At 70.8% G+C, this 21,961-nt stretch carries 18 protein-coding genes; 6 read left to right on the top strand and 12 right to left on the bottom strand.

Annotated features, from left to right (window positions below; translation table 11 throughout):
* Nucleotides 1-42: 42 nt before the first annotated feature.
* Genes cobF through ACRSCF_RS03975 form a run of 4 tightly spaced genes read right to left on the bottom strand, consistent with a single transcriptional unit; the run spans nt 43 to nt 3,396 of the window.
* Nucleotides 43-840, bottom strand: coding sequence for a precorrin-6A synthase (deacetylating) (cobF, locus tag ACRSCF_RS03990; protein ID WP_034363307.1), 798 nt, complete (start codon nt 838-840; stop codon nt 43-45).
* Nucleotides 837-1,715: a precorrin-4 C(11)-methyltransferase gene (cobM, locus tag ACRSCF_RS03985; protein ID WP_244387787.1), complete on the bottom strand. Its 879-nt coding sequence runs from the start codon at nt 1,713-1,715 to the stop codon at nt 837-839. Before cobM ends, cobF begins: the two co-directional genes overlap by 4 nt.
* Nucleotides 1,712-2,197 carry a cobalamin biosynthesis protein gene (locus ACRSCF_RS03980; RefSeq protein WP_026062693.1) on the bottom strand — a complete coding sequence of 162 codons (486 nt, stop codon included), beginning with the start codon at nt 2,195-2,197 and terminating at the stop codon, nt 1,712-1,714. The genes cobM and ACRSCF_RS03980 overlap by 4 nt, the downstream gene beginning before the upstream one ends.
* On the bottom strand, nt 2,194-3,396 hold the full coding sequence (locus ACRSCF_RS03975) for a bifunctional cobalt-precorrin-7 (C(5))-methyltransferase/cobalt-precorrin-6B (C(15))-methyltransferase (protein WP_034363304.1): 1,203 nt from the start codon (nt 3,394-3,396) through the stop codon (nt 2,194-2,196). Before ACRSCF_RS03975 ends, ACRSCF_RS03980 begins: the two co-directional genes overlap by 4 nt.
* Between ACRSCF_RS03975 and ACRSCF_RS03970 the strand changes: the two genes are divergently transcribed.
* A complete protein-coding gene (locus tag ACRSCF_RS03970; RefSeq protein WP_034363300.1) occupies nt 3,395-4,180 on the top strand; it encodes a cobalt-precorrin-6A reductase in 786 nt (261 codons plus the stop codon). The two genes, ACRSCF_RS03975 and ACRSCF_RS03970, sit on opposite strands and share 2 nt — an antisense overlap.
* On the opposite strand, the gene cobJ is transcribed toward ACRSCF_RS03970, so the two are convergent.
* The 4 genes from cobJ to cobG are packed head-to-tail and all read right to left on the bottom strand — an operon-like array spanning nt 4,123 to nt 7,580.
* Nucleotides 4,123-4,947: a precorrin-3B C(17)-methyltransferase gene (gene cobJ / locus ACRSCF_RS03965; protein ID WP_244387786.1), complete on the bottom strand. Its 825-nt coding sequence runs from the start codon at nt 4,945-4,947 to the stop codon at nt 4,123-4,125. The genes ACRSCF_RS03970 and cobJ overlap by 58 nt on opposite strands.
* On the bottom strand, nt 4,941-5,711 hold the full coding sequence (gene cobI / locus ACRSCF_RS03960; RefSeq protein ID WP_013800508.1) for a precorrin-2 C(20)-methyltransferase: 771 nt from the start codon (nt 5,709-5,711) through the stop codon (nt 4,941-4,943). Before cobI ends, cobJ begins: the two co-directional genes overlap by 7 nt.
* Nucleotides 5,701-6,330, bottom strand: a complete 630-nt coding sequence (locus ACRSCF_RS03955; protein WP_012207647.1) for a precorrin-8X methylmutase — start codon at nt 6,328-6,330, stop codon at nt 5,701-5,703. Before ACRSCF_RS03955 ends, cobI begins: the two co-directional genes overlap by 11 nt.
* A complete protein-coding gene (gene cobG / locus ACRSCF_RS03950) occupies nt 6,330-7,580 on the bottom strand; it encodes a precorrin-3B synthase (protein WP_244387785.1) in 1,251 nt (416 codons plus the stop codon). The genes ACRSCF_RS03955 and cobG overlap by 1 nt, the downstream gene beginning before the upstream one ends.
* A gap of 245 nt (nt 7,581-7,825) precedes the next feature.
* Here cobG and ACRSCF_RS03945 point away from each other — a divergent pair, with 245 nt between their 5' ends.
* From ACRSCF_RS03945 to dsbG, 3 genes are all read left to right on the top strand, one after another.
* On the top strand, nt 7,826-9,589 hold the full coding sequence (locus tag ACRSCF_RS03945; protein ID WP_034363297.1) for a methyl-accepting chemotaxis protein: 1,764 nt from the start codon (nt 7,826-7,828) through the stop codon (nt 9,587-9,589).
* Nucleotides 9,590-9,607: 18 nt separating this feature from the next.
* Nucleotides 9,608-10,747, top strand: coding sequence for a FecR family protein (locus ACRSCF_RS03940; RefSeq protein ID WP_244387784.1), 1,140 nt, complete (start codon nt 9,608-9,610; stop codon nt 10,745-10,747).
* Nucleotides 10,748-11,113: 366 nt separating this feature from the next.
* Complete coding sequence (dsbG, locus tag ACRSCF_RS03935) at nt 11,114-11,716, top strand: thiol:disulfide interchange protein DsbG (protein WP_244387783.1); 603 nt, start codon at nt 11,114-11,116, stop codon at nt 11,714-11,716.
* On the opposite strand, the gene ACRSCF_RS03930 is transcribed toward dsbG, so the two are convergent.
* The 3 genes from ACRSCF_RS03930 to ACRSCF_RS03920 are packed head-to-tail and all read right to left on the bottom strand — an operon-like array spanning nt 11,662 to nt 17,572.
* Nucleotides 11,662-13,161, bottom strand: coding sequence for an efflux transporter outer membrane subunit (locus ACRSCF_RS03930; protein ID WP_034363294.1), 1,500 nt, complete (start codon nt 13,159-13,161; stop codon nt 11,662-11,664). The genes dsbG and ACRSCF_RS03930 overlap by 55 nt on opposite strands.
* A gap of 5 nt (nt 13,162-13,166) precedes the next feature.
* Nucleotides 13,167-16,316: a multidrug efflux RND transporter permease subunit gene (locus tag ACRSCF_RS03925; protein WP_244387782.1), complete on the bottom strand. Its 3,150-nt coding sequence runs from the start codon at nt 16,314-16,316 to the stop codon at nt 13,167-13,169.
* A 26-nt stretch (nt 16,317-16,342) separates the two neighbouring features.
* Entirely contained in the window at nt 16,343-17,572 is a 1,230-nt protein-coding gene (locus ACRSCF_RS03920) for an efflux RND transporter periplasmic adaptor subunit (protein ID WP_034363385.1), read from the bottom strand.
* 137 nt (nt 17,573-17,709) lie between these two features.
* On the opposite strand from ACRSCF_RS03920, the gene ACRSCF_RS03915 reads away from it, so the two are divergent.
* Complete coding sequence (locus ACRSCF_RS03915) at nt 17,710-18,276, top strand: TetR/AcrR family transcriptional regulator (protein WP_016448405.1); 567 nt, start codon at nt 17,710-17,712, stop codon at nt 18,274-18,276.
* Nucleotides 18,277-18,418: 142 nt separating this feature from the next.
* A complete protein-coding gene (locus tag ACRSCF_RS03910; RefSeq protein ID WP_012207657.1) occupies nt 18,419-19,333 on the top strand; it encodes a LysR family transcriptional regulator in 915 nt (304 codons plus the stop codon).
* On the opposite strand, the gene acnD is transcribed toward ACRSCF_RS03910, so the two are convergent.
* Nucleotides 19,321-21,948: a Fe/S-dependent 2-methylisocitrate dehydratase AcnD gene (gene acnD / locus ACRSCF_RS03905; protein ID WP_034363291.1), complete on the bottom strand. Its 2,628-nt coding sequence runs from the start codon at nt 21,946-21,948 to the stop codon at nt 19,321-19,323. The genes ACRSCF_RS03910 and acnD overlap by 13 nt on opposite strands.
* Between the last annotated feature and the right edge of the window lie 13 nt (nt 21,949-21,961).

Here is a 21,961-nt window from a genome sequence, read left to right as displayed (position 1 = left end):
GGGTGTACAGCTAGAGGGCCGGCGTCGGCAGCAGCCTCGGCCTCAGCCGCCGCGCCGCAGCAGGTAGATATCCATGATCCAGCCATGCCGCTCGCGCGCTGCGGCGCGGGCCTGCACGATGCGGGGGGCGGCCTCGGCCAGCGGGCCGCTGTCCAGCATCTGGCGGTCCATGCCCAGGTAGGCACCCCACCAGATGTGCAGGCCGTGGGAGGGCAGCTCGGTGAAGCTGCACTGCCCGTCCAGCATCACCACGGCCGTGTCCACGCCGGGCGGCCAGCCCTGCTCGCGCAGCTGGCGGCCCGTGGTCACCACGAAGGGCTGGCCTATGCCGTTGAGCGCAATCGCATGCGCGGCGCACAGCACCTGCATGGAGCTGATGCCCGCCACCACGCGCACGCTGTGCGGCGCCGGCTGCATGCGCGCGGCAATGCGCAGGGTGCTGTCGTACAGCGCCGGGTCCCCCCAGACCAGCAGGGCGACCTGCAAGGGCTGGCCGGGGCTGCGCGGCTGCAGCCCCCCGTCCTGGGAACGGGTGATGGCCGCCTGCCAGCAGCGCGTGATGGCCGCATGCCATTCATCGACCTGGGCCAGGTAGTCGTCGCCCACGCTGCGGCGCACGGGCATGTCGAAGCCTTCGATGCGCGGGCCGGGCGCAGTGAGCACGGCATCGCACAGGTCGCGGCGCAGGGCGGCGAGTTCGGCCTTGTCCTCGCCCTTGTGCGGCAGCAGGATCAGGTCGGCGGCCTGCATGGCGGCCTGGGCTTCGCGCGTGAGGTGGTCGGGGTTGCCCGTGCCGATGCCGATCAGGCTCAGCGCCACGGGCGGCAGGGCCGCGCTCATGGGGCGGGGTTCCCGAGGGGCACGTCGATCACGGTGTCGCTCCCGGTGTCCCTCAAGGTATCCCTCGCGGTATCCAGCGCGGCGCCGCCGCGCACATCGGTGGCGGGAAAGCGCGGCTCGGCGCCCAGCGGGCGGTAGCGGCGGTCGTAGTCGGCCGCGTAGAGGCGGCTTTCGCCGAAGTCCTCGGCCTGCAGGCTGCGGCCCACCAGGATCAGGGCCGTGCGCTCCATGTGGGTGGCCACGGCCTCGGCCAGGCTGCCCACCGTGGTGCGCACCACGGTTTCGTCAGGCCAGCTGGCACGCCAGACGATGACCACGGGGCAGTCGGCGCCGTAGTGCGGCAGCAGCTCGGACTGCACCTTGGCGGCCACATGGATGGACAGATGGATGGCCAGCACGGCGCCCGTGGCCGCGAAGGCGGCCAGGTTCTCACCCTCGGGCATGGCCGTGGCGCGGCCCGAGGTGCGCGTCAGCACCACGGACTGGCACAGGCCGGGCAGGGTCAGCTCCGCGCCCAGCGTGGCAGCGGCGGCCGCGAACGAGGGCACGCCGGGCGTGACGGTGTAGGCAATGCCGGCCTCGCGCAGGCGGCGCAGCTGCTCGCCCATGGCCGACCAGACGGACAGGTCGCCCGAGTGCAGGCGCGCCACGTCTTCGCCACGCGCCTCGGCGGCCTGGATCTCGGCCACGATGTCGTCCAGGCTCATGGATGCGGTGTTGACGATGCGCGCGCCCGGCGGGCAGTGCGCCAGCAGCTCGCGCGGTATCAGCGAGCCTGCGTACAGGCAGACCGGGCAGGCCGCCATGAGGTCGCGCCCGCGCACGGTGATCAGGTCGGCGGCGCCGGGGCCGGCGCCGATGAAATGCACGGTCATGCCGTTGCTCCTTGGTTCTTGGCCTGGCTGGCGTGGGCCAGGCAACAGTTCAGAGGTCCGCCCTGGCCCACGGCCAGGGCCAGGGTGGCGCTGCCATCGTCCGCCACCAGGCGGGTCACGCTCAGGGCGGAGTGCGGGCCTGCGGCGGCCAGTGCCGCCGCCTCGGCCACGCTGCCGGTGCCGTAGCGCGCCAGCATGCGCGGCGATTGGGTGACCACCGGCTGGCCCGGCAATTGCGCGGACGGCACACGGACCAGGACGGCCGAGGGCACGACCGCCGACATCCAGGCCTCCAGCGCCGGATGGCCGGCCTTGGTGTCCAGCACGGCCACGGCGCAGACGGGCTGCGGCGCGCAGGCTTGCTGCAGCAGGTGCGCCTGGGCCCGCTGCCACAGCGCCTGCAGCGCATCGGGCAGTGCGTCGGTGTGCAGGCCCAGGCCCAGCACGCCGCAGCGGTGGGGGATGGCTTGGTCCGGGTTCACCGCTGCCAGCTCCACTGCACCAGCGGCCGCGCAGCCTTCCAGCTGCGCATGCGGCCCAGCGGCTCGGCGCTGGAAATCTCCAGCCGCAGCAGCTGGCCGCCGTGCTCGGCCTGCAGTTGCACCAGCAGGGCCTCGGTCTCCAGCGTCACGGCATTGACCACCAAGCGGCAGCCCGCGGGCATGAGGGCCTGCAGGCGCTCGAACAATTCGGCGTCAAAGCCCCCGCCCACGAACACGGCCTGGGGCCGGGCCAGCGCCTGCAGTTCGGCCAGCGCCTCGGGCGCCACGCCCTGCACCACGCGCAGGCGCGCCTGCAGGCCGAAGCGCCGGGCGTTGTGGCGGATGTTGTCCGCACGCGCCGCATGCTGCTCCAGGCTGATGGCCGAGCCACCGGCCAGGCACCACTCCACGGCCACCGAGCCCGAGCCGCCGCCCACATCCCACAGGCATTCGCCGTGGCGCGGCGCAAGAGCCGCCAGGGTCAGCGCGCGGGCCGGGGCCTTGGTGATCTGGCCGTCGTTGGCGTACCAGTGATTGGGCCGGCCCGGCACCAGCGGCAGGGCCGCGCCGCCCTGGGCGAGCACGGCCACGGCCACGGGCGCGCAGGCAGGGTCGGCGGCCAGGGCCTGGGCGGCTTCGGCGGCGCGCCATGCGCGGCGGCGCTCGCGCGGGCCGCCCACGGATTCCATGATCTCCAGGCGGCTGTCGCCCCAGCCTTCCTGCACCAGCCAGTCCGCCAATGCGGCCACGGCGGCGCCATCGCGCAGCAGCACCAGCGACTGGCGGCCTGGCGACAGGTGCGGCAGCAGCTGCTCCACGTGGCCGGCGTGCAGGCCCAGGCAGACCGTGTCTTCCAGCTTCCAGCCCAGGCGGGACGCCAGCAGCGAAAATGTCGAAGGTTGGGCGTGGCAGTGCCACTCCTGCGGCGCCAGATGCGCCGCCAGGCTGCCGCCCGCCCCGAACCAGAACGGATCGCCCGACGCCAGCACCACCGTGGGCCGGCCACGGCAGGCCAGCACGGGAGCCACGTCAAAGGGCACGGGCCAGGGACGGCCCCGCTCGCCGGCACCGGCCAGCGCCAGGTGGCGCGGCCCGCCAAAAACGGTCTCGGCCGCGTCCAGCGCGCGCAGCGCGGCGGGCGAGAGGCCGTCCAGGCCGTCTTCGTTCAGGCCCACCAATGTCAACCAGGGATCAGTCATGCCCCATGTTCTCCTGCTGGGCGGCACCAGCGGCGCCAGCCAGCTGGCCCAGGCCCTGCACCGCGCCGGCATTGCCGCCGTGTTCTCGTATGCGGGCGTCACGCAGTCGCCCGTGGCCCAGCCCCTGCCCACGCGCGTGGGAGGCTTTGGCGGTGCCCAGGGCCTGGCGCAATTCCTGCGCGGGCAGGCCATCAGCCATGTGGTCGATGCCACCCACCCGTTTGCCGCACAGATGAGCCGCAATGCCTGCGAGGCCTGCGCCGCCACCGGCACGCCGCTGCTGGCGCTGGAACGCGAGCCCTGGCAGGCCAGTGCCGGCGATGCCTGGATCGACGTGTCCGACATGCAAGCCGCCGCTGCCGCCCTGCCCCAGGCAGCCGCCCGGGTGTTTCTGGCTGTGGGCCGCAAGCAGCTTGCGGCCTTTGCGGGCCAGCCGCAGCACCACTATCTGCTGCGCCTGGTCGATGCGCCCGAGCCCGGCAGCCTGCCCCTGCCCCACACCACGGTCGTGCTGGGGCGCGGTCCTTTCAGCGCGGACGACGATGAAGCCTTGCTGCGCACGCACGGCATCGAATGGCTGGTGGCCAAGAACGCAGGCGGCGAGGCCACGCGCGGCAAGCTCGATGCCGCACGCGCCCTGGGCCTGCCCGTGGTGATGGTGCAGCGCCCGGCGCTGCCGCAGCGCCAGCGCACCGGGTCGGTGGCTGCGGTGCTGCACTGGATTGCTCATGGCGTGCTGCCGACAGCGCAGCCCGCACCGCCCGCGCCGCCATCCATGCCGTAGTGGCGTGGCGTGTAGACCCAGCGGCCCACGCGGCGCGTGGCGCTGTTGCCCACCAGGACCACGGTGCGCATGTCGGCCATCTCGGGCGTGGCCTCGGCCAGCGTGCATACGTGCAAGTGTTCCTCGGGCGTGGACACGGCGCGCGCGAACACCAGCAGGCGCTGCGGCTCGCAGCGGGTGCGCAGCAGCTGCAGCAGGCGCACAAAGCCTTCGGGCCGGCTCTTGGAGCGCGGGTTGTAGAAGGCCATGGCGAAGTCGGCCTCGGCCGCCAGTTCCACGCGCCGCGCGATCACGGGCCAGGGCTTGAGGTTGTCCGAGAGATTGATGCAGCAAAAGTCATGGCCCAGCGGCGCACCGGCGCGCGCGGCGGCGGCCAGCATGGCGGTGATGCCGGGCAGCACCTGGATATCAAGCGCCTGCCAGGCGGCGGCCTGCGCCGCATCGACAGATTCAATGGCCTCGAACACGGCCGACGCCATGGCGAACACGCCCGGGTCGCCCGAGGACACCACGACCACCTGCCGCCCCTGCGCGGCCAGCGCCAGCGCCTGGCGCGCCCGCTCCAGCTCCACGCGGTTGTCCGAGGCATGCCAGGCCACGGCCTGGCCCTGACCCGCCTGCGCCAGCAGGGCCTGCGCGCGGGACACATAGGGCAGGTAGCCGACCACATCGTCGGCCGCGTGCAAAGCGGCTGCGGCTTCGGGCGTGATCTGGTCCAGTGCGCCCGGGCCCAGCCCCACCACCGTCAGGCGGCCGGCGCTCACCATGCGGCCTCCGGCCGGCGGCCCTGGCCGTGCACGAGCACGATGGCGAAATAGGGGCAGGCGTCGTCGGACACATCGCCCAGGCGCGCGACCTGCTCGCTGTCCGTGGTGCCGTTTTGCACCAGCCAGGCGGCGTCAAGCCGGCCCGTGCGCTGCAGTGCGCGGCGAATGCGCGGCAGGTTGCGGCCGACCTTCATGACGACCAGGGCCTCGGCCGTCTGCATGCGGCGCACCAGTTCGTCTTCCGACAGGGTGCCGGTCATCACGCTGAGCACGTCGTCGCCCCAGGTGATGGGCTCGCCCGTGGCGTGCCAGCAGCCCACCATGCCGGGGATGCCGGGCACCACGTCCAGCGGCACCTGGCCGCGTTCGCGCAGTCGGGTGTACAGATGCATGAAGGAGCCGTAGAGGAAGGGGTCGCCCTCGCACAGCACCACCACCTGCCCGGTCTGCGCCAGCGCTTCCAGGCGCAGGCACCAGTCGTCGTAGAAGCGCGCCAGCAGGTCCACATAGGCGGGGCTGTCCACGGGCAGCTCGGTGGTCACCGGGTACTCCATGGCGTGCTCGGCGGCGCCTTGGGCCAGCAGGCCGTCCACCAGCTGGCGGGCCTTGCCGGGCCGGCCCTTCTTGCGGAAGAACGCCACCTGGCGGGCGCCGCGCACCAGGCGGTCGGCCTTGACGCTCATGAGTTCGGGGTCGCCCGGGCCCAGGCCCACGCAGACGATGCCGGGCCCGCCCTGGCTGGGACGCGGCTGCCTACTCGACATGGCTGGCCAGTGCGTTGATGGCGGCCACGGTGATGGCCGAGCCGCCCAGGCGGCCATGCACGGCCATGCAGGGAACGGGCAGGTCCTGCATCAGCGCCTGCTTGGATTCCATGGCGCCCACAAAGCCCACGGGGCAGCCGATGATGGCGGCCGGCCGGGGGCAGGCCGGGTCCTGCAGCATGTTGAGCAGGTGGAACAGGGCCGTGGGCGCATTGCCGATGGCCACCACGGCGCCGGCCAGGTGCGGGCGCCACAGCTCCAGCGCGGCGGCGCTGCGCGTGTTGCCCATGTCACGGGCCAGTGCGGGCACGCGCTCGTCCTGCAGCGTGCAGATGATGGGGTTGGCAGCGGGCAGGCGCGAGCGCGTGATGCCCTCGCTGACCATGCGCACGTCGCACAGCACGGGCGCACCCTTTTGCAGGGCCTGCGCGGCGGCCTCGGCCATGCCGGGCGAGAAGGCCACGTGCGGGGCCAGCTCCACCAGGCCGGCGGCGTGGATCATGCGCACCACCACGCGTTCCTCGACAGGCGTGAAGCGTTCCAGCGCCGCCTCGCGGCGGATGGTGGCAAAGGACTGCCGGTAGATCTCGGCTCCATCGGTTTCGTAGCGGTGCAGCATTATTCTTTTGAAAACAGCAATCCCGGATTGTCTCGCACCGAGGCCAGGGTCCGCTGCTCCTGCGCCCTATCCCCGGCACGGCCGTGGCGCACTACGGAATAGACAGGGCCTTCGCCCTCGTCTTCACCTTCTGCCCGCAGCACCACCGTGGCCGGCGCCTGCCGCGCGCAGCCCTTGGCGCATCCGGTCACATGCAGGTGCGCGCCGGGCGGCACCTGCGGCGCCAGCTCCAGCGCCAATGTCTGCGTGGGACCCAGGGCCTGGGTGCAGCCCGGCGCGCCGGTACAGGCGGATACGCGCAGGCGCGGGTCATGGGCGTGGGTGACCCAGTCAGCGGCGCTGTCCAGCCCTGCAGCCGCCCACCAGCGGGGCAGGTCGGCGCCAGCTTCCGCGTCTTCGTCTTCCACCAGCAGCATGCGCCAGGGCGTCACACGCAAAAAGGCCTGCTCAGGCAAGGCGCGCACCAGCCGCGCCAGCGCCACGGCCGGCAAGCGGCCCAGCGGCGCGCCCAACAGCCAGCCCACGCCGGGCACGGCACCGGGCGCCGGTCCTTCGCCGTGGGCCGGGGTTTCTGTCTCCACCCAGTCCAGTCCCGGGGGCGGCTGCAGTTGCGCCGCCACCGCGGCCATGCGCCCGGGCCGCAAGCCCTGGGCGCGGCGAAGGACGGCCTGACCGGCAAACCAGCGCGCCAACGCCAGGCCTGCGGCCACGGCCTGGCCTGCATCGGCCACGGCCAGCGCGTGGTTGCGTCCGTCAGGCTGCACCTGCCAGCCGGTGGAGGTGCGCTGCAGGCGGATATCGGCGGACACGCCGGCCAGCCGGCCCGGCGCGCCTTCCACCGACCAGCCGAACTTGGCGGGCAGGCCGGCCAGGTCGTCGGCCGCATCCAGCGCCTGCTGCAGGGCCTGGCCCAGCGCATGGACAGCCTCCTGCGGCCGGCACAGCGGGTCGATCACCAGGTTGCGGCGGCGCTCGCGGCCCGCGTCGGCGTCCAGCAGGCCCACGGCCGCCAGGGCGCGCAGCACGGCGGCGTGCCGACCGGGTGCAATGCCGCGCAGCTGCACATTGGCGCGGCTGGACAGCTCCAGCACGCCAGTGCCATGCACCAGGGCCAGGCGCGCCAGGCGCCGCGCCTGGGCCACCGTCAACCGCCCCAGCGGCGGGCGCACGCGCACCACCAGCCCATCGCCGGAGGCCATGGGCTGCCAGGCACCGGGGCACCAGCCTTGGATGTGGGGAGGGGTATGCATGGGATGGGGACCGACTGTAGCGCCGACGCAGCCTGTCCCGCAGGGGCAGCACCCGCAGGCGGTCAAGAAATGCGGGCTTTGTTGATCCAGCCTGCACGGGAAGCGCAGCGGTGACGCTGAACCGATGCCTCGTCTGAATTTGTCACTTCTCATGGAAATTTAACAATTTTCAAAGGGCTTTTATCAAATTAATCACTTATTCTTTGATAAAAACTGATACTTGCACCATCTACCTGGAAAGCGCCATGAATCTCCGCACCTGGACCGTCAAGACCAAGCTCTACGCCGCCTTCACCGCCCTGGCTCTGCTGGTCGCGCTGGTTTCCGTATCCGCTCTGCAGGCGCTGGACGATGCCAACCGCAACCTGACCCGGTTCGTCGATGGCGTGAACGCCCGTGCCCAACTGGCCGAACAGGTGCGCGCAGCCGTGGACAGCCGTGCCATCGCGGCGCGCAACCTGGTGCTGGTGAACACGCCAGCCGACCTGGAGCTGGAAAAAGCGGCCGTGTACGCCGCCCATGCCGAGGTCAAGACCCGGCTGGACCAGCTCAAGGCCCTGGTGGCCGCGCCCGGGGTGGGTGAGGAGGCACGCGCCTTGGTCGCCCGCATCGACCAGATAGAGCAGCGCTACGGCCCGGTGGCGCTGGACATCGTCGCGCTGGCGCTGCGCCAGCAACGGGACGAGGCCATTGCCAAGATGAACAGCGAGTGCCGGCCGCTGCTGGCCCAGCTGATCGCGGCCACCGACGAGTACAGCCGGCTCACGCGCCAGCACGCCCAGGTCATGGTGGAGCAGGCCACGCAGTCCTATGTGCAGCAACGCAACATGCAGATCGGCATGAGCGCGGTCGCCTTCGTGCTGGCCCTGCTCATGGGCCGGCTGATCGCACGCGGCCTGACACGCGCGCTGGGCGCCGAGCCTGCCCAGCTCGGTGAAGTCGCCCGCCAGATCGCCGACGGCAACCTCGACCCCGGACTGCTGCGCAGCGAAGCGCCCGCCGGCAGCGTGCAGGCCTCGCTCAACGCCATGCACCAGAGCCTGGCCAGCGTGGTCAGCGACGTGCGCAACAACGCCGACAGCGTGGCCGTGGCCAGCGAGCAGATCGCCAAGGGCAATGCCGACCTGAGCCGCCGCACCGAGCAGCAGGCCAGCGCGCTGCAGCAGACGGCGGCCTCCATGGATGAGCTGTCCTCCACCGTGCAGCAGAACGCGGACAACGCGCGCCAGGTCAACCAGCTCGCGCTCGGCGCCAGCCAGGTGGCGGTCAAGGGCGGCACCGTGGTGCAGGAAGTCGTCGGCGCCATGCAGGACATCCATGCCAGCTCGCGCCAGATCGGCGACATCGTGGGCGTGATCGACTCCATCGCCTTCCAGACCAACATCCTCGCCCTCAATGCCGCCGTCGAAGCCGCTCGCGCCGGTGAACAAGGCAAGGGCTTTGCCGTGGTGGCCGCCGAGGTCCGCACCCTGGCCCAGCGCAGCGCGCAGGCCGCCCGCGAGATCAAGCAGCTCATCACTGACAGCGCCACCCGCGTCAGCCAGGGCGCGGAGCTGGCCGACCAGGCCGGCGCCACCATGGCCGAGGTGCTGCAATCCATACAGCGCGTGACCGACCTCATGGGCGAGATCAGCAATGCCAGCGACGAGCAAAGCGCCGGCGTGGCCCAGGTCGGACAGGCCATGAGCCAGATGGACCAGGTCACGCAGCAAAACGCCTCGCTGGTGGAAGAAAGCGCGGCGGCGGCCTCCAGCCTCAAGTCCCAGGCCCAGCGCCTGGTGCAGGCCGTGGCCATCTTCCGCCTGGGCGACCAGGACGGCGCGGCACAGCAGCCGCGTTTGCAGGCGCCGCTGCCGGCGTCCGTGCCCACCCGCGCGGCCACGGCATCCGCGCTGGCGCCGGCCAGGCCGGCACCGGCACGACCCGCAGCTGGCGCGCGCCCTGCAAGCCCTGCACGCCTGGCTGCGGCCAAACCGTCTGCCGAATCGCAGGACTGGACCAGCTTCTGAGGCCGGGAATCCGCACGCATGCGCCGCCACCGCTCCTGCACCGCGCCCCTGGACAAGGCTGCGCAGGTGCGCGAACTGGAAGAGTTCTTCCGCGGGCAAAACCCCATCGACCTCGCTGCGGCCGACTGGCACACGCGCATGGAGCAAGGCCTGACCGCCGAGGAAGAAGCCGAATTCACTGAATGGCTGGCGGCCAGCACGGCGCACGAGGCCGCCTTGCGCCACCTGGGCCAGAGCCTGGCGGCCGCGCGGTCCATTCCCCCCGAACAGGTGGCACGCCTGCGCGCGGAGCAGGCACGCCGGCGCTCGCAGTCGGCGCCTCACGCACACCCGGAACCGGCCACGCAGCGCCCGTCCTCCGAAGAGCGCCAAGGCTGGAGCTGGTCCCGCCTGCTGCCGCGACCTGCCCTGGCGGCCCTGTGCTGCACGGTGGCCCTGGCCGTGGGCGTGGGCGTGGGCTGGCACCAGTGGCAGCAGCAGCCCACCTTCACCAGCAGCCACCTGACCCCACGCGGCCAGGCCAGGACCATCACCTTGCCGGATGGCACCGCACTGTCCCTGGATGCCGATACCCAGGCGCAGGTAACTCTGTACCGCGACCGGCGCGAGGTGCGCATCACGCAAGGGCAGATCCTGTTCGCCGTGGCACCCGACAGCGCCAGGCCCTTTCATGTGCTGGTCGGCCCGGCGCGCGTCACCGTGGGCGGCACGCGGTTTTCCGTGCGCTATCGCGCCACGGGCATGGAGGCGGGCAGCGCCAAGGTGGCCGTGCAGGAAGGCCATGTGCGCGTGGCCGGTGCGCAAGGCACTGCAGCCGCTGACGCCGCGCCCGCCGCCCTGGTCGCAGGCCAGGCCCTGAGCGTGTCGCCTGCAGGCGTGCTCGGTCCGGTGTCGGCTGTGGCGCCCGGCAGCATTGCGCTGTGGCGCAAGGGACTGATCCGCTTCGAGAACACGCCCCTGGCCGACGCCCTGGTGGAACTGGAGCGCTACGGGCCGACCGGCCTGGTAGTGCACGACCCGGCCGTGGCGGCTCTGCGCATTGGCGGCACCTACCAGGCCAGCCGCCCCGCCGAGTTCGCACGCATGCTGGCCCAGATCCTGCCCGTCACTCTGGTGGCCCGGCCCGATGGCCAGACCGAGATTGCCGCTGCGCCTTGAGCACGGAGGCGGGACCGGCCCACGCTTCCAAGACTGCCTGCCGCGCCGGGCGCGAGCCCTCCCCCACCCTGCCCCGCTCGCCCTGGCTGTCTGCAATGACGACTGCCCAGCGCCGATGCGCAGCATCTGCAAGGGTGTCAATGACAATCAGCGGCGTGCGAAGCCCATGGGCCGCAACGCGGCGGAAACGGCGTGTGGTCGGTCGGCCGTCGTGTAAGAGATTGCCGCAAGCGATTTCCTGGACCGATGGAACGCGGCGGATGCACTCCGACTCACACCGTCCGCCGCTGTTGCCACAGCACCAGGCGTTGCACGCTTGCCGCGCAGCGCCGCCCCTCATTCATCCAACCGTTCCAAGGAGTTCCCATGCATCTTCAACGCACCGTCCTTTTTGCAGGCATGGCTGCCAGCCTCTTTCTGGCGGCAGGACGGGCAAGCGCCGCAGAAGGCCCTGCCACGGCCCAGGCCCCCCAGGCCAAGGCACAGGCCGCCAAGCCGGCGGGCGACACCGTGCAGGCGCAGCTGGAGACCTCCACCTGGGTGCCCGACGGCAAGGCCGATGCGCCGCGCGTGATCTATACCTTCACCGACCCCAACTGCAAGTACTGCCACAAGTTCTGGGAGGCCGCACGCCCCTGGGTGGACGCAGGCAAGGTGCAGCTGCGCCACATCCTGGTGGGCGTGATCCGGGACGACAGCCCGGCCAAGGCCGCCGCCATCCTGCAGGCCCCGGACCGCGCGGCCGCACTGATGGAGCACGAGAAGAAGTCCGCCCAGGGCGGCATAGCGCCCGCCTTCAGCGTCAGCCCCGACGTGCGCAAGGCGCTGGAGGCCCACCGCAAGCTGATGATGTCCCTGGGCTTCCGTGGCACGCCGGGCATCGTGGTGATCGACAGCCAGGGCGGCACCAAGAGCTATGGCGGCATGCCGCGCGATGCGGCCTTGCCGGAGGTGTTCGGGGCGCTGTGAGGCGGCGGCGCCGTCCAGCTGCCGCCCAGCACGCGGAACAGCTGGGCCAGCGCCAACTGCCGCTGGGTCACGGTATCGATGTAGGCGCTTTCATTGGCGAAGGCGTTGCGCTGTGCGTCCAGGTAGCGCAGATGGTCGTCCACCCCCGCCTGGTAACGGGCCTGCGCCAGCCGCAGGCTTTCGCGGCTGCTGTCGCGCAGCGCCAGGCGCGCGGCTTCCTCGCGGCGCAGCGTGTCGGTGGCGGCCAGGGCGTCGGCCACTTCGCGGAAGGCGGTCTGGATGGCCTGCTCGTAGGCTGCCACGGCCATGTCCTTGCGCAGCACGGCCAGGTCGAGGTTGGCGCGGTTGCGCCCCCCGTCGAAGAGGGGCAGCGTGACCTGGGGAGTGAACGACCAGGCGCGCTGGCCCGGGCGGAACAGGTCGGACAGATCGGCGCTGGACGATCCCAGGAAGCCGGTGAGCGAGATGCGCGGGAAGAAGGCCGCGCGCGCCGCACCAATGTCCGCGCTGCGCGCGCGCAGCCGGTGCTCGGCCGCCTGGATGTCGGGCCGGTGGATGAGCAGTTCGGAAGGCGTGCCGGCCGACAGGTCCTGCAGCAGCAGGGGAACGTCGGACGACTTTGCCGACTGTGCAGACCCTGCGGACTGTGCAGACAGGTACGGCGCCAGATCCTCCACGCCCGTCAGCAGCAGCAGGGCGTTGCCGGCCTGGCGCAGCTCGCGTTCGCTGCGCTCCACGTCGGCGCGGGCCTGGGCGGCCAGGCCCACGGCGTCCTGGTGGTCCAGGGCCGTGGCCGTGCCCGCCTGGCGCCGCTGCACGGTCAGGCGCAGCGAGGATTCACGGCTTTGCAGCGTGCGCTGGGCCAGTTGCAGGCGGCGCAGGGCCCCGTCGCGGGACAGGTAGGCCTGCACCACTTCGGCACCCAGGCTGATGCGGGCGGCGCGCGCGGCCTCTTCGGTGGCCAGGTACTCGCCCAGGGCGGCTTCGGACAGGTTGCGCACGCGGCCGAACAGGTCCAGCTCGAAGGCGGCCAGCCCCAGGCCGGCCTGCCAGCTGCCCTGCACCTGCGGCTGGCCCGTGGCATTCATGTCGCCCGGCAGGCGCTGGCGCGTGCCGCCACCCTGCAGGCCCACGCCCGGCAGGCGGTCGGCGCGCTGCACCTGGTACAGGGCGCGTGCCGCCTCCACGTTGAGCAGGGTCTGGCGCAGGTCGCGGTTGTGGGCCTGGGCCAGGTCCACCAGCTGGCGCAGCTGGCGGTCGGCGATGAAGCTGTTCCAGTCCAGCGTGGCCGCCGACGAGGACAGCACGGGCGCCGCATCCTGCTGCGGCCATTGCGTGGGAATGGGCGCCTGCGGACGCTGGTGGACCGGGGCGAGGGAGCAGCCCGCCAGCACCAGGCTGGCGGCCAGCGCACACAGGGCGCGTGGGAAGAAGTGCATGGACATGGCGCTTACTCGATGCGGGTTGCCGGGGCCTGCAGGGCAGGCGGGGTGCCGGCCGGCGCCTTGCGCCGGAACAGGGACAGCACCCAGACGAAGAAGACGGGAACGAAGACCACCCCCAGCAGCGTGGCCGACAGCATGCCGCCGATCACGCCGAAGCCGATGGCGGCCTGGCTGGAGGCGCCCGCGCCCGAGGCCAGCGCCAGCGGCACCACGCCCAGGATGAAGGCCAGCGAGGTCATGACGATGGGCCGAAAGCGCAACCGTGCCGCCTGCAGCGCGGCCTGCGCCAGGCTGTGCCCCTGCGCATGCAGGTCCCTGGCGAACTCCACGATCAGGATGGCGTTCTTGGCCGCCAGGCCGATGATGGTGATCAGGCCCACCTTGAAGTACACGTCGTTGGACAGGCCCACGGCCGAGGTGGCCAGCACCGATCCCAGCGCGCCGATGGGCACGATCAGCATCACGGCGGCGGGAATGCTCCAGCTCTCGTACAGGGCCACCAGCAGCAGGAACACCACCACGATGGCCAGCGCGAACAGCTTGGGCGCCTGGGCACCGGCGGCTTTCTCCTGGAAGGACAGGGCCGTCCACTCGTAGCCTATGCCGCGCGGCATCTCGGCCATGATGCGTTCCAGCTCGGCCATGGCCTCGCCCGTGGTGTGGCCCGGCTTGGCGTCGCCCGAGATGCGGAAGGCCGGATAGCCGTTGTAGCGCGAGATCTGCACCGGCCCGCTTTCCCAGCGCACCGTGGCAAAGGCCGACAGCGGCACCTGCTGCCCGCCGGCGTTGGGCACGTGCAGGCGCAGGATGTCCTCGGGCCGCGCGCGGGCCTGGGCATCGGCCTGCACCACCACGCGCTGCAGGCGGCCCGCGTTGGGAAACTCGTTGATCACGGCCGAGCCGTAGGCGGTGGACAGGGCCGTGTTGATGGCGCTGAAATCCACGCCCTGGGCCTGTGCCTTGCGCCGGTCGATGTCCAGCCGCAGCTGGGGCGCATCCTCCAGGTTTTCCATCATGGCGTAGGCAATGATGGGCGAGGCATTGGCCTTGGCCAGCAGCTGGTCGCGCGCGGCGATCAGGGCCTCGCGGCCCAGGCTGGCGCGGTCCTGCAGGCGCAGCGCAAAGCCGCCGGAGTTGCCCAGGCCGTCGATGGGTGGCGGGTCCACGGCCATGACGGTGCCGTCGGACAGGCTGGCAAAGCGCTGGTTGAAGGCCTGCACCTCGTCCCACGACGCCTGCCCGGCGCCGCGCACCGACCAGTCCTTGAGCGTGACGAAGGCCAGGGCCGCGTTCTGCCCCATGCCCGAGAAGCTGTAGCCCATCAGGAACTCGGCCTGGGCCGTGGCGGGGCGGCTCTGAACATAGTCCTCCATGTCCTTGACCATGGCCTTGGTGCGCTCCGTGGTGGCGCCCGGCGGCAGCTGCACACCGACGATGTAGTAGCCCATGTCCTCGTAGGGCACGAAGGATTCGGGCATGCGCATGTACGCCACGCCCAGCCCGGCCACGATGGCGGCATACACCAGCATGCAGCGCCCGGCGCGGCGCACCAGCCGCTGGTTGAGCAGGTCGAAGCGCTCGGTCAGCGCCGCGAAGCGGCGGTTGAACCAGCCGAAGAAGCCCTTGCGCTCGGCGTGATGGCCCTTGGCAACGGGCTTGAGCAGCGTGGCGCACAGCGCCGGCGTGAAGGTCAGCGCCAGCAGGCCCGAGAACAGGATGGACACGGCCAGCGACAGCGAGAACTGCCGGTAGATCACGCCCACCGAGCCGCTCATGAAGGCCAGCGGCAGGAACACCGCCACCAGCACCAGGGTGATGCCGACGATGGCGCCCGAGACCTGCTGCATGGCCTTGACCGTGGCCGCCAGCGGCGACAGCCCCTCCTCGGCCATGAGGCGCTCCACGTTCTCCACCACCACGATGGCGTCGTCCACCAGGATGCCGATGGCCAGCACCATGCCGAACATGGTCATCATGTTCACCGAAAAGCCCAGCGCATACATCACGCCCAGGGTGCCGGCCAGGCACACGGGCACGACGATGGTGGGAATCAGCGTGTAGCGCAGGTTCTGCAGAAACAGCCACATCACCAGGAACACCAGCGCCACGGCCTCCACCAGGGTCTGGATGACCTTGCCGATGGCCACTTCCACGAAGCGCGAGGTGTCATAGGGCACGGCGTACTGGATGCCGGCGGGGAAGTTCTGCGACAGCTCGGCCAGGCGCGCCTTGACGGCCTTGGCGGTCTGCATGGCGTTGGCCCCGGGCGCCAACTGCACGGCGGCAGCCACGCCCTGGCGGCCGTCCTCGCGCGAGGAAAAGCTGTAGTCCAGCTGGCCGACCTCCAGCCGCGCCACATCGGCCAGGCGCACGGCCGAGCCATCGGCCCTGGCACGCAGCACGATCTGGCCGAACTCCTCGGGCGAGGCCAGCGTGCCCTTGACGGCAATCGTGGCGCTCAGCTCCTGGCCGGGCCCTGCGGGCGAGGCGCCAAAGCTGCCGGCCGGCACCTGCGCGTTCTGGGCGGCGATGGCCGCGTTCACGTCCGCCACCGACAGGCCGTAGCCCAGCAGCTTGTTCGGATCGACCCACACGCGCATGGCCACATCGGCCGCGAAGAACTGCACCTTGCCCACGCCGGGCACGCGGCGGATCTCGTTGTTGATGTTGCGCACGGCGTAGTCGGACAGGGCCACCTCGCTGTTGCTGCCGCTGCCGTCCTTGTAGGTCAGCGAGTAGATCATCAGGAAGTTGGCGCTGGCCTGCTCGACCTGCAGGCCCATCTGCATCACGGACGCGGGCAGGCGCGCCTCGGCCTTCTTGATGCGGTTTTGCACCTCCACCTGGGCCAGCGCGGGCTCGGTGCCCGGGGCGAAGGTGGCCGTGATCTCGGCCAGGCCCGTGGAGCCGCTGGAGGAGTCGAAGTACAGCAGCCCCTTGGTGCCGTTGAGCTCCTCCTCGATGACGCTGGTCACCGACTCCATCACCGTGGTGGCGGAGGCGCCCGGGTAGTTGGCGGTGATCGAGATCTGCGGCGGCGCCACGTTGGGAAACTGGGAGACGGGCAGCGCCGGTATGGCCAGCAGCCCGGCGAGCATGATGAAGATGGCCACCACCCAGGCGAAGTTGGGGCGGTTGATGAAGAACTTGGACATGGTCTATTCCTTGGGCACGCGCCGGCTCAGTCGCTGGACGTGGCGGAGCTGCCGGAGGCGCTGAAGGTGCCGGACAGCCCCGCCGTAGGGGAGGCCGCGGCATCGGAAAGGGCCGTGACCTGAACCCGCGCCCCGGGCTGCAGGCCCGCCATGCGGCCCACCACCACACGCTCGCCGCCCTTGAGGCCTGCGCTGATCTGCCACTGCGCGCCATGCATGGCCGCGGTCTGCACGGGGCGCATCTGCAGCGTGTCCTGGCCGTCCACTACCAGCACGTGGGCCTGCCCGTCGGTGCTGCGCTGCACGGCCCGCTGCGGCACCAGGATGGCGGCAGGGTCCACGCCCTGGCCCACGGTCACGCGCACATACATGCCAGGCAGCAGCATGCCGTCGCGGTTGTCGAAGCGCCCGCGCAGCGCCATCTGGCCGGTGCCGCGGTCCACCGTCACATCCGAGAACAGCAGTTGCCCCGTGCGCTGCAGGCCCGTGCCATCCACCTTCAGGGAGACCGGCGTGCCGTCCTTGCCCTCCGTCTGTGCCAGGCGGCCCTCGGCCAGGGCCGCGCGCAGGCGCTGGGCTTCGGCCACGGGCTGCTGGAAGTCGGCATAGACCGGGTCGAGCTGCTGGACCAGCGCCATGGGCGTGGCCTCGCCCTGGCCCACCAGGGCGCCCTCGGTGACCAGCGCACGGCCGATGCGGCCCGCGATAGGCGCCCTGACCGTGGCGTATTCCAGGTTCAGGGCGGCCGCCTGCACCTCGGCCTGGGCGGACTGGCGCGCGGCCTGGGCCGCCTGCAGGCGGGCCTGCATAGCTTCGAAGTCCTGGCGGCTGACCGCCTCCTGGGCCACCAGCGGCGCGTTGCGGCCGACCACGGCACGCGCATCGAGCAGGGCCGCTTCGGCGCTGGCCAGCTGGCCCTGGGCGCGGGACAGCGCGGCGCGCAGAGGCGCCGGGTCGATCTGGAAAAGCACCTGGCCGGCCCGGACGTCGGCGCCTTCCTCGAAATGGCGGCGCAGCACGATGCCGGCCACCCGCGCACGCACCTCGGCCACGCGCACGGGCTCGATACGGCCCGGCAGCTCGCTGGACAGGGCCAGCGGCGCGGGCTGCACGGTGACGGCCTGCACCACGGGCAGCGCATCACCCGCTGCGGCCGGAGCCTCGTTGCGGCCGCAGCCCGCTGCCAGGGCGGCCAGGGCGGCCAGCACCAGGGCCGCCAGCGGCAGGCCACGTCGCTTGTTCAGACGCATGCTCATGTTCACAACCTGATTGAGTTCGATACGAAGGCCGCGATGGTACATACCAGAATCAAATGAGTCAATATCGATTCATTTGATACTTTAAAACATCAACAGATAAAATCCCCGCACTTTCCAAGGAGGCATGACAAGCGATGACGAGCACCAAGCAAGAGGACGAAGGCAAGCTGCTGGGCGCACTGGCACTGGCGCTGCTGGACGATCCCAAGGCCAATCTGCAGGAGCTGGCACGCGCCATCGGCATCAGCAAGGCCACGCTCTACCGCTTCTGCCCCACGCGCGACCAGCTCATCGACCGGCTCATAGGGCATGCGGCCGACACCCTGTCGCGCGCCATGCGCGCGGCCGAGCTGGAGCGCCACGCGCCGCTGGAGGCGCTGCGCCGCCTCACCGCCCACTGCCAGGACCACCAGACGCTGCTGCTGTTCCTGATGTATTTCTGGCGCTCCGACATCTCGGTGGTCGGCCAGATAGAGAGCGAATGGGTGGCAGCCATGGATGCCTTTTTCCTGCGCGGCCAGCAGGCCGGCGTGTTCCGCATCGACATCACGGCTGCGGCCATGACCGAGCTGTGGCTGTCCATGGTCGTGGGGCTGCTGGATGCGGAGCGGCGCGGCCGTGTTGCGCGGGCCAGCGTGGCGGCCGTGATGGAGCAGTCCTTCCTGCACGGCGCCCTGCAGCCCGGCGCACCGGCTGCGTAGCACGCCGGGCGCCGATGGGAAACCGAGGTGATGAATGATGGTCATGCACTGCTTTCAATCGATGAAGGCAGCCATGGAATGGATTCGCATCAATGAACTAAAATTTTTCTAGTTCAAAAATCCATGAATTTTTCTCACCAAAATGCTCGAACGCACCCACCTCGCCATCGTCCGTGAAGTCGAAAAACAGGGCTCGCTGACGGCGGCGGCCGGCGTGCTGTGCGTGACGCAGTCGGCGCTGAGCCACAGCATGAAGAAGCTGGAGCAGCAGCTGGGCACGGACATCTGGCTGCGCGAAGGCCGCAGCCTGCGCCTGACGCAGGCCGGCCAGTACCTGCTGGCCGTGGCCCAGCGCGTGCTGCCCCAGCTGGACCTGGCCGAGGAGCGGCTGCGCCAGTTCGCCCAGGGCGAGCGCGGCGCGCTGCGCATCGGCATGGAGTGCCATCCCTGCTACCAGTGGCTGCTCAAGATCGTCGCGCCCTATCTGGCGAGCTGGCCCGATGTGGATGTGGATGTGAAGCAGAAATTCCAGTTCGGCGGCATCGGCGCCCTGTTCGGCTACGAGATCGACCTGCTGGTCACGCCCGATCCGCTGTTCAAGACGGGCCTGGAGTTCGTGCCTGTGTTCGACTACGAGCAGGTGCTGGTGGTCTCCAGCGCGCATGCGCTGGCAGGGGCCGATTTCGTGGAGGCCGCCCAGCTCGCGCCCGAGGTGCTGATCACCTATCCCGTGCCCATGGACCGGCTGGACATCTACAACCAGTTCCTCATGCCGGCCGGCATCACGCCGCGCCGCCAGAAGGCCATAGAGACCACGGACATCATGATGCAGATGGTGGCCAGCGGCCGGGGCGTGGCGGCCCTGCCGCGCTGGCTGGTGCAGGAGTACGCGGGCAAGCTGGACGTGGTGCCCGTGCGCCTGGGCGCCAAGGGCATTGCCAAGCAGATCTTCCTGGGCGCGCGCGTGGCGGACCTGCAGACCGACTATCTGCAGGCCTTCATCGAGCTGGCGCGCCAGCCGCTGGCCGCTGGCGCCCCCCCTGCTCAGGCTGCCTGAGCCTGCGCCAGGAAGTCCTGCGCAAACCGCTGCAGCACCCCGCCGGCCTCGTAGACCGATACCTCCTCGGCCGTGTCCAGCCGGCAGGTCACGGGCACGCGCAGCGTCTGGCCGCCTCTGCGTTCAATCACCAGCGTGAGTTGGGTGCCCGGCGTGCGCTCGCCTTCCACGCCATAGACCTCCGTGCCGTCCAGGGCCAGGGTCTTGCGGTCGGTGCCCGGCAGGAACTGCAGCGGCAGCACGCCCATGCCGATGAGGTTGGTGCGGTGGATGCGCTCGAAGCCTTCGGCCACCACGGCCTCGACTCCGGCCAGCCGCACTCCCTTGGCCGCCCAGTCGCGCGAGCTGCCCTGGCCGTAGTCGGCGCCCGCGATGATGATCAGCGGCTGGCGGCGGTTCAGGTAGGTTTCCATGGCCTCCCACATGCGCACCACGCGGCCTTCGGGCTCGATGCGCGCCAGCGAGCCCTTGTGCTGCACGCCGTCGATGACGGCCATCTCGTTGACCAGCTGCGGGTTGGCGAAGGTGGCCCGCATGGCCGTCAGGTGGTCGCCGCGGTGGGTGGCGTAGGAGTTGAAGTCTTCCTCGGGCAGGCCCATGCGCGCCAGGTATTCGCCCGCCGCGCTGTCGGCCAGGATGGCGTTGGAGGGCGACAGGTGGTCGGTGGTGATGTTGTCGGGCAGCAGGGCCAGCGGCCGCATGTTGCGCAGCGTGCGCGGGAAGGCCGCCAGCGCGCCCACGCCTTCGGTATCCCAGTAGGGCGGGCGGCGGATGTAGGTGGACTGGGGGCGCCAGTCGTACTGGGGCCGTGCCTTGTCGCCATCGTCCTTGCGGATGGCGAACATGGGGTCGTAGACGGCGCGGAATTGCGCAGGTTTGACCGCTTGTTCCACGATGGCGTCGATCTCCTCGTCGGTGGGCCACAGGTCCTTCAGGCGGATCTCGCGGCCGTCCACCACGGCCAGCACGTCCTGCTCGATGTCAAAGCGCACCGTGCCCGCCAGCGCATAGGCCACGACCAGCGGCGGCGAGGCCAGGAAGGCCTGTTTGGCATACGGATGGATGCGCCCGTCGAAGTTGCGGTTGCCCGAGAGCACGGCCGTGGCGTAGAGGTCGCGCTCGACGATTTCCTGCTGGATCCTGGGGTCCAGCGCGCCGCTCATGCCGTTGCAGGTGGTGCAGGCAAAGGCGACGATGCCAAAGCCCAGTTGCTCCAGCTCGGTGAGCAGGCCGGCCTCCTTCAGGTACAGCTCCACGGCCTTGGAGCCCGGCGCCAGCGAGGACTTGACCCAGGGCTTGCGCGTGAGGCCCAGGCGGTTGGCATTGCGCGCCAGCAAGGCGGCGGCGATGACATTGCGCGGGTTGCTGGTGTTGGTGCAGCTGGTGATGGCCGCGATGATGACGGCCCCATCGGGCATCAGGCCTTGCGCCTCCTGGGCGCGGGCGGCCTGCAGCTTGGCCGCATCGGCAATGCCGCGCTCGGCCAGGGCCGAGGTGGGCAGGCGCCGGTGCGGATTCGAGGGACCGGCCATGTTGCGCACCACGGTGGACAGGTCGAACTGCAGCACGCGCTCATACTGGGCATCGGCCAGGCTGTCGCTCCAGAAACCTGCGGTGCGCGCATAGGCCTCGACCAGGCGCACCTGGGCCTCGTCGCGGCCGGTCAGGCGCAGGTAGGCCAGGGTCTGGTCGTCAATGGAGAACATGGCCGCCGTGGCGCCGTATTCGGGGCACATGTTGGAGATGGTGGCGCGGTCGCCGATGCTCAGGCTGTCGGCGCCCTCGCCAAAGAATTCCACATAGGCGCCGACGACTTTTTGCTGGCGCAGGAATTCGGTCAGGGCCAGCACGATGTCGGTGGCGGTGATGCCGCCCTGGCGCCGGCCCGTGAGGCGCACGCCCACGATCTCGGGCATGCGCATCCAGGAGGCGCGGCCCAGCATGACGTTCTCGGCCTCAAGGCCGCCCACGCCCACGGCGATCACGCCCAGGGCATCGACATGGGGCGTGTGCGAGTCGGTGCCGACACAGGTGTCCGGGAAGGCCAGGCCATCCTGCACTGTCACCACGGGGGACATCTTCTCCAGATTGATCTGGTGCATGATCCCGTTCCCTGCGGGGATCACATCCACGTTGGCGAAGGCCTTCTTTGTCCACTCGATGAAGTGGAAGCGGTCCTCGTTGCGGCGGTCCTCGATGGCGCGGTTCTTCACGAAGGCGTCGGGATCGAAGCCGCCGCACTCCACGGCCAGCGAGTGGTCCACGATGAGCTGCACGGGCACGACGGGGTTGACCTGGGCCGGGTCGCCGCCTTCGGCCGCGATGGCGTCGCGCAGGCCGGCCAGGTCCACCAGGGCGGTCTGGCCCAGGATGTCGTGGCAGACCACGCGCACGGGGTACCAGGGAAAGTCGATGTCGCGCCGGCGCTCGATGAGCTGCAGCAGGTAGCCGTCCAGCTGTGCGGGATCGGCGCGGCGCACGAGGTTCTCGGCGTGGACGCGGGCGGTGTAGGGCAGGCGTGCCCAGGCGCCGGGCGAGAGCGCATCGACGGCGGCGCGGGCGTCGATGTAGTGCACCGTGGTGCCGGGCAGGGGTTTCTTGTGGGTGTGGTTCATGGGGCGGATGCAA

Origin of the sequence: Delftia sp. 11MD, from assembly GCF_050907895.1 — a bacterium.
GTDB classification, from domain to species: Bacteria; Pseudomonadota; Gammaproteobacteria; order Burkholderiales; family Burkholderiaceae_C; genus Comamonas; species Comamonas tsuruhatensis.
Note: the sequence above shows the minus strand (reverse complement) of the source record. Positions and strands in the feature narration are given on the sequence as shown.

What these genes read in the sequence shown, in the direction of transcription:
- cobF (WP_034363307.1), bottom strand. Translation starts at nt 840, where the DNA reads ATGAGCGCGGCCCTGCCGCCCGTGGCGCTGAGCCTGATCGGCATCGGC.
- cobM (WP_244387787.1), bottom strand. Translation starts at nt 1,715, where the DNA reads ATGACCGTGCATTTCATCGGCGCCGGCCCCGGCGCCGCCGACCTGATC.
- ACRSCF_RS03970 (WP_034363300.1), top strand. Translation starts at nt 3,395, where the DNA reads ATGCCCCATGTTCTCCTGCTGGGCGGCACCAGCGGCGCCAGCCAGCTG.
- ACRSCF_RS03975 (WP_034363304.1), bottom strand. Translation starts at nt 3,396, where the DNA reads ATGACTGATCCCTGGTTGACATTGGTGGGCCTGAACGAAGACGGCCTG.
- cobJ (WP_244387786.1), bottom strand. Translation starts at nt 4,947, where the DNA reads ATGGTGAGCGCCGGCCGCCTGACGGTGGTGGGGCTGGGCCCGGGCGCA.
- cobI (WP_013800508.1), bottom strand. Translation starts at nt 5,711, where the DNA reads ATGTCGAGTAGGCAGCCGCGTCCCAGCCAGGGCGGGCCCGGCATCGTC.
- ACRSCF_RS03955 (WP_012207647.1), bottom strand. Translation starts at nt 6,330, where the DNA reads ATGCTGCACCGCTACGAAACCGATGGAGCCGAGATCTACCGGCAGTCC.
- cobG (WP_244387785.1), bottom strand. Translation starts at nt 7,580, where the DNA reads ATGCATACCCCTCCCCACATCCAAGGCTGGTGCCCCGGTGCCTGGCAG.
- ACRSCF_RS03945 (WP_034363297.1), top strand. Translation starts at nt 7,826, where the DNA reads ATGAATCTCCGCACCTGGACCGTCAAGACCAAGCTCTACGCCGCCTTC.
- ACRSCF_RS03940 (WP_244387784.1), top strand. Translation starts at nt 9,608, where the DNA reads ATGCGCCGCCACCGCTCCTGCACCGCGCCCCTGGACAAGGCTGCGCAG.
- dsbG (WP_244387783.1), top strand. Translation starts at nt 11,114, where the DNA reads ATGCATCTTCAACGCACCGTCCTTTTTGCAGGCATGGCTGCCAGCCTC.
- ACRSCF_RS03930 (WP_034363294.1), bottom strand. Translation starts at nt 13,161, where the DNA reads ATGTCCATGCACTTCTTCCCACGCGCCCTGTGTGCGCTGGCCGCCAGC.
- ACRSCF_RS03925 (WP_244387782.1), bottom strand. Translation starts at nt 16,316, where the DNA reads ATGTCCAAGTTCTTCATCAACCGCCCCAACTTCGCCTGGGTGGTGGCC.
- ACRSCF_RS03920 (WP_034363385.1), bottom strand. Translation starts at nt 17,572, where the DNA reads ATGAGCATGCGTCTGAACAAGCGACGTGGCCTGCCGCTGGCGGCCCTG.
- ACRSCF_RS03915 (WP_016448405.1), top strand. Translation starts at nt 17,710, where the DNA reads ATGACGAGCACCAAGCAAGAGGACGAAGGCAAGCTGCTGGGCGCACTG.
- ACRSCF_RS03910 (WP_012207657.1), top strand. Translation starts at nt 18,419, where the DNA reads ATGCTCGAACGCACCCACCTCGCCATCGTCCGTGAAGTCGAAAAACAG.
- acnD (WP_034363291.1), bottom strand. Translation starts at nt 21,948, where the DNA reads ATGAACCACACCCACAAGAAACCCCTGCCCGGCACCACGGTGCACTAC.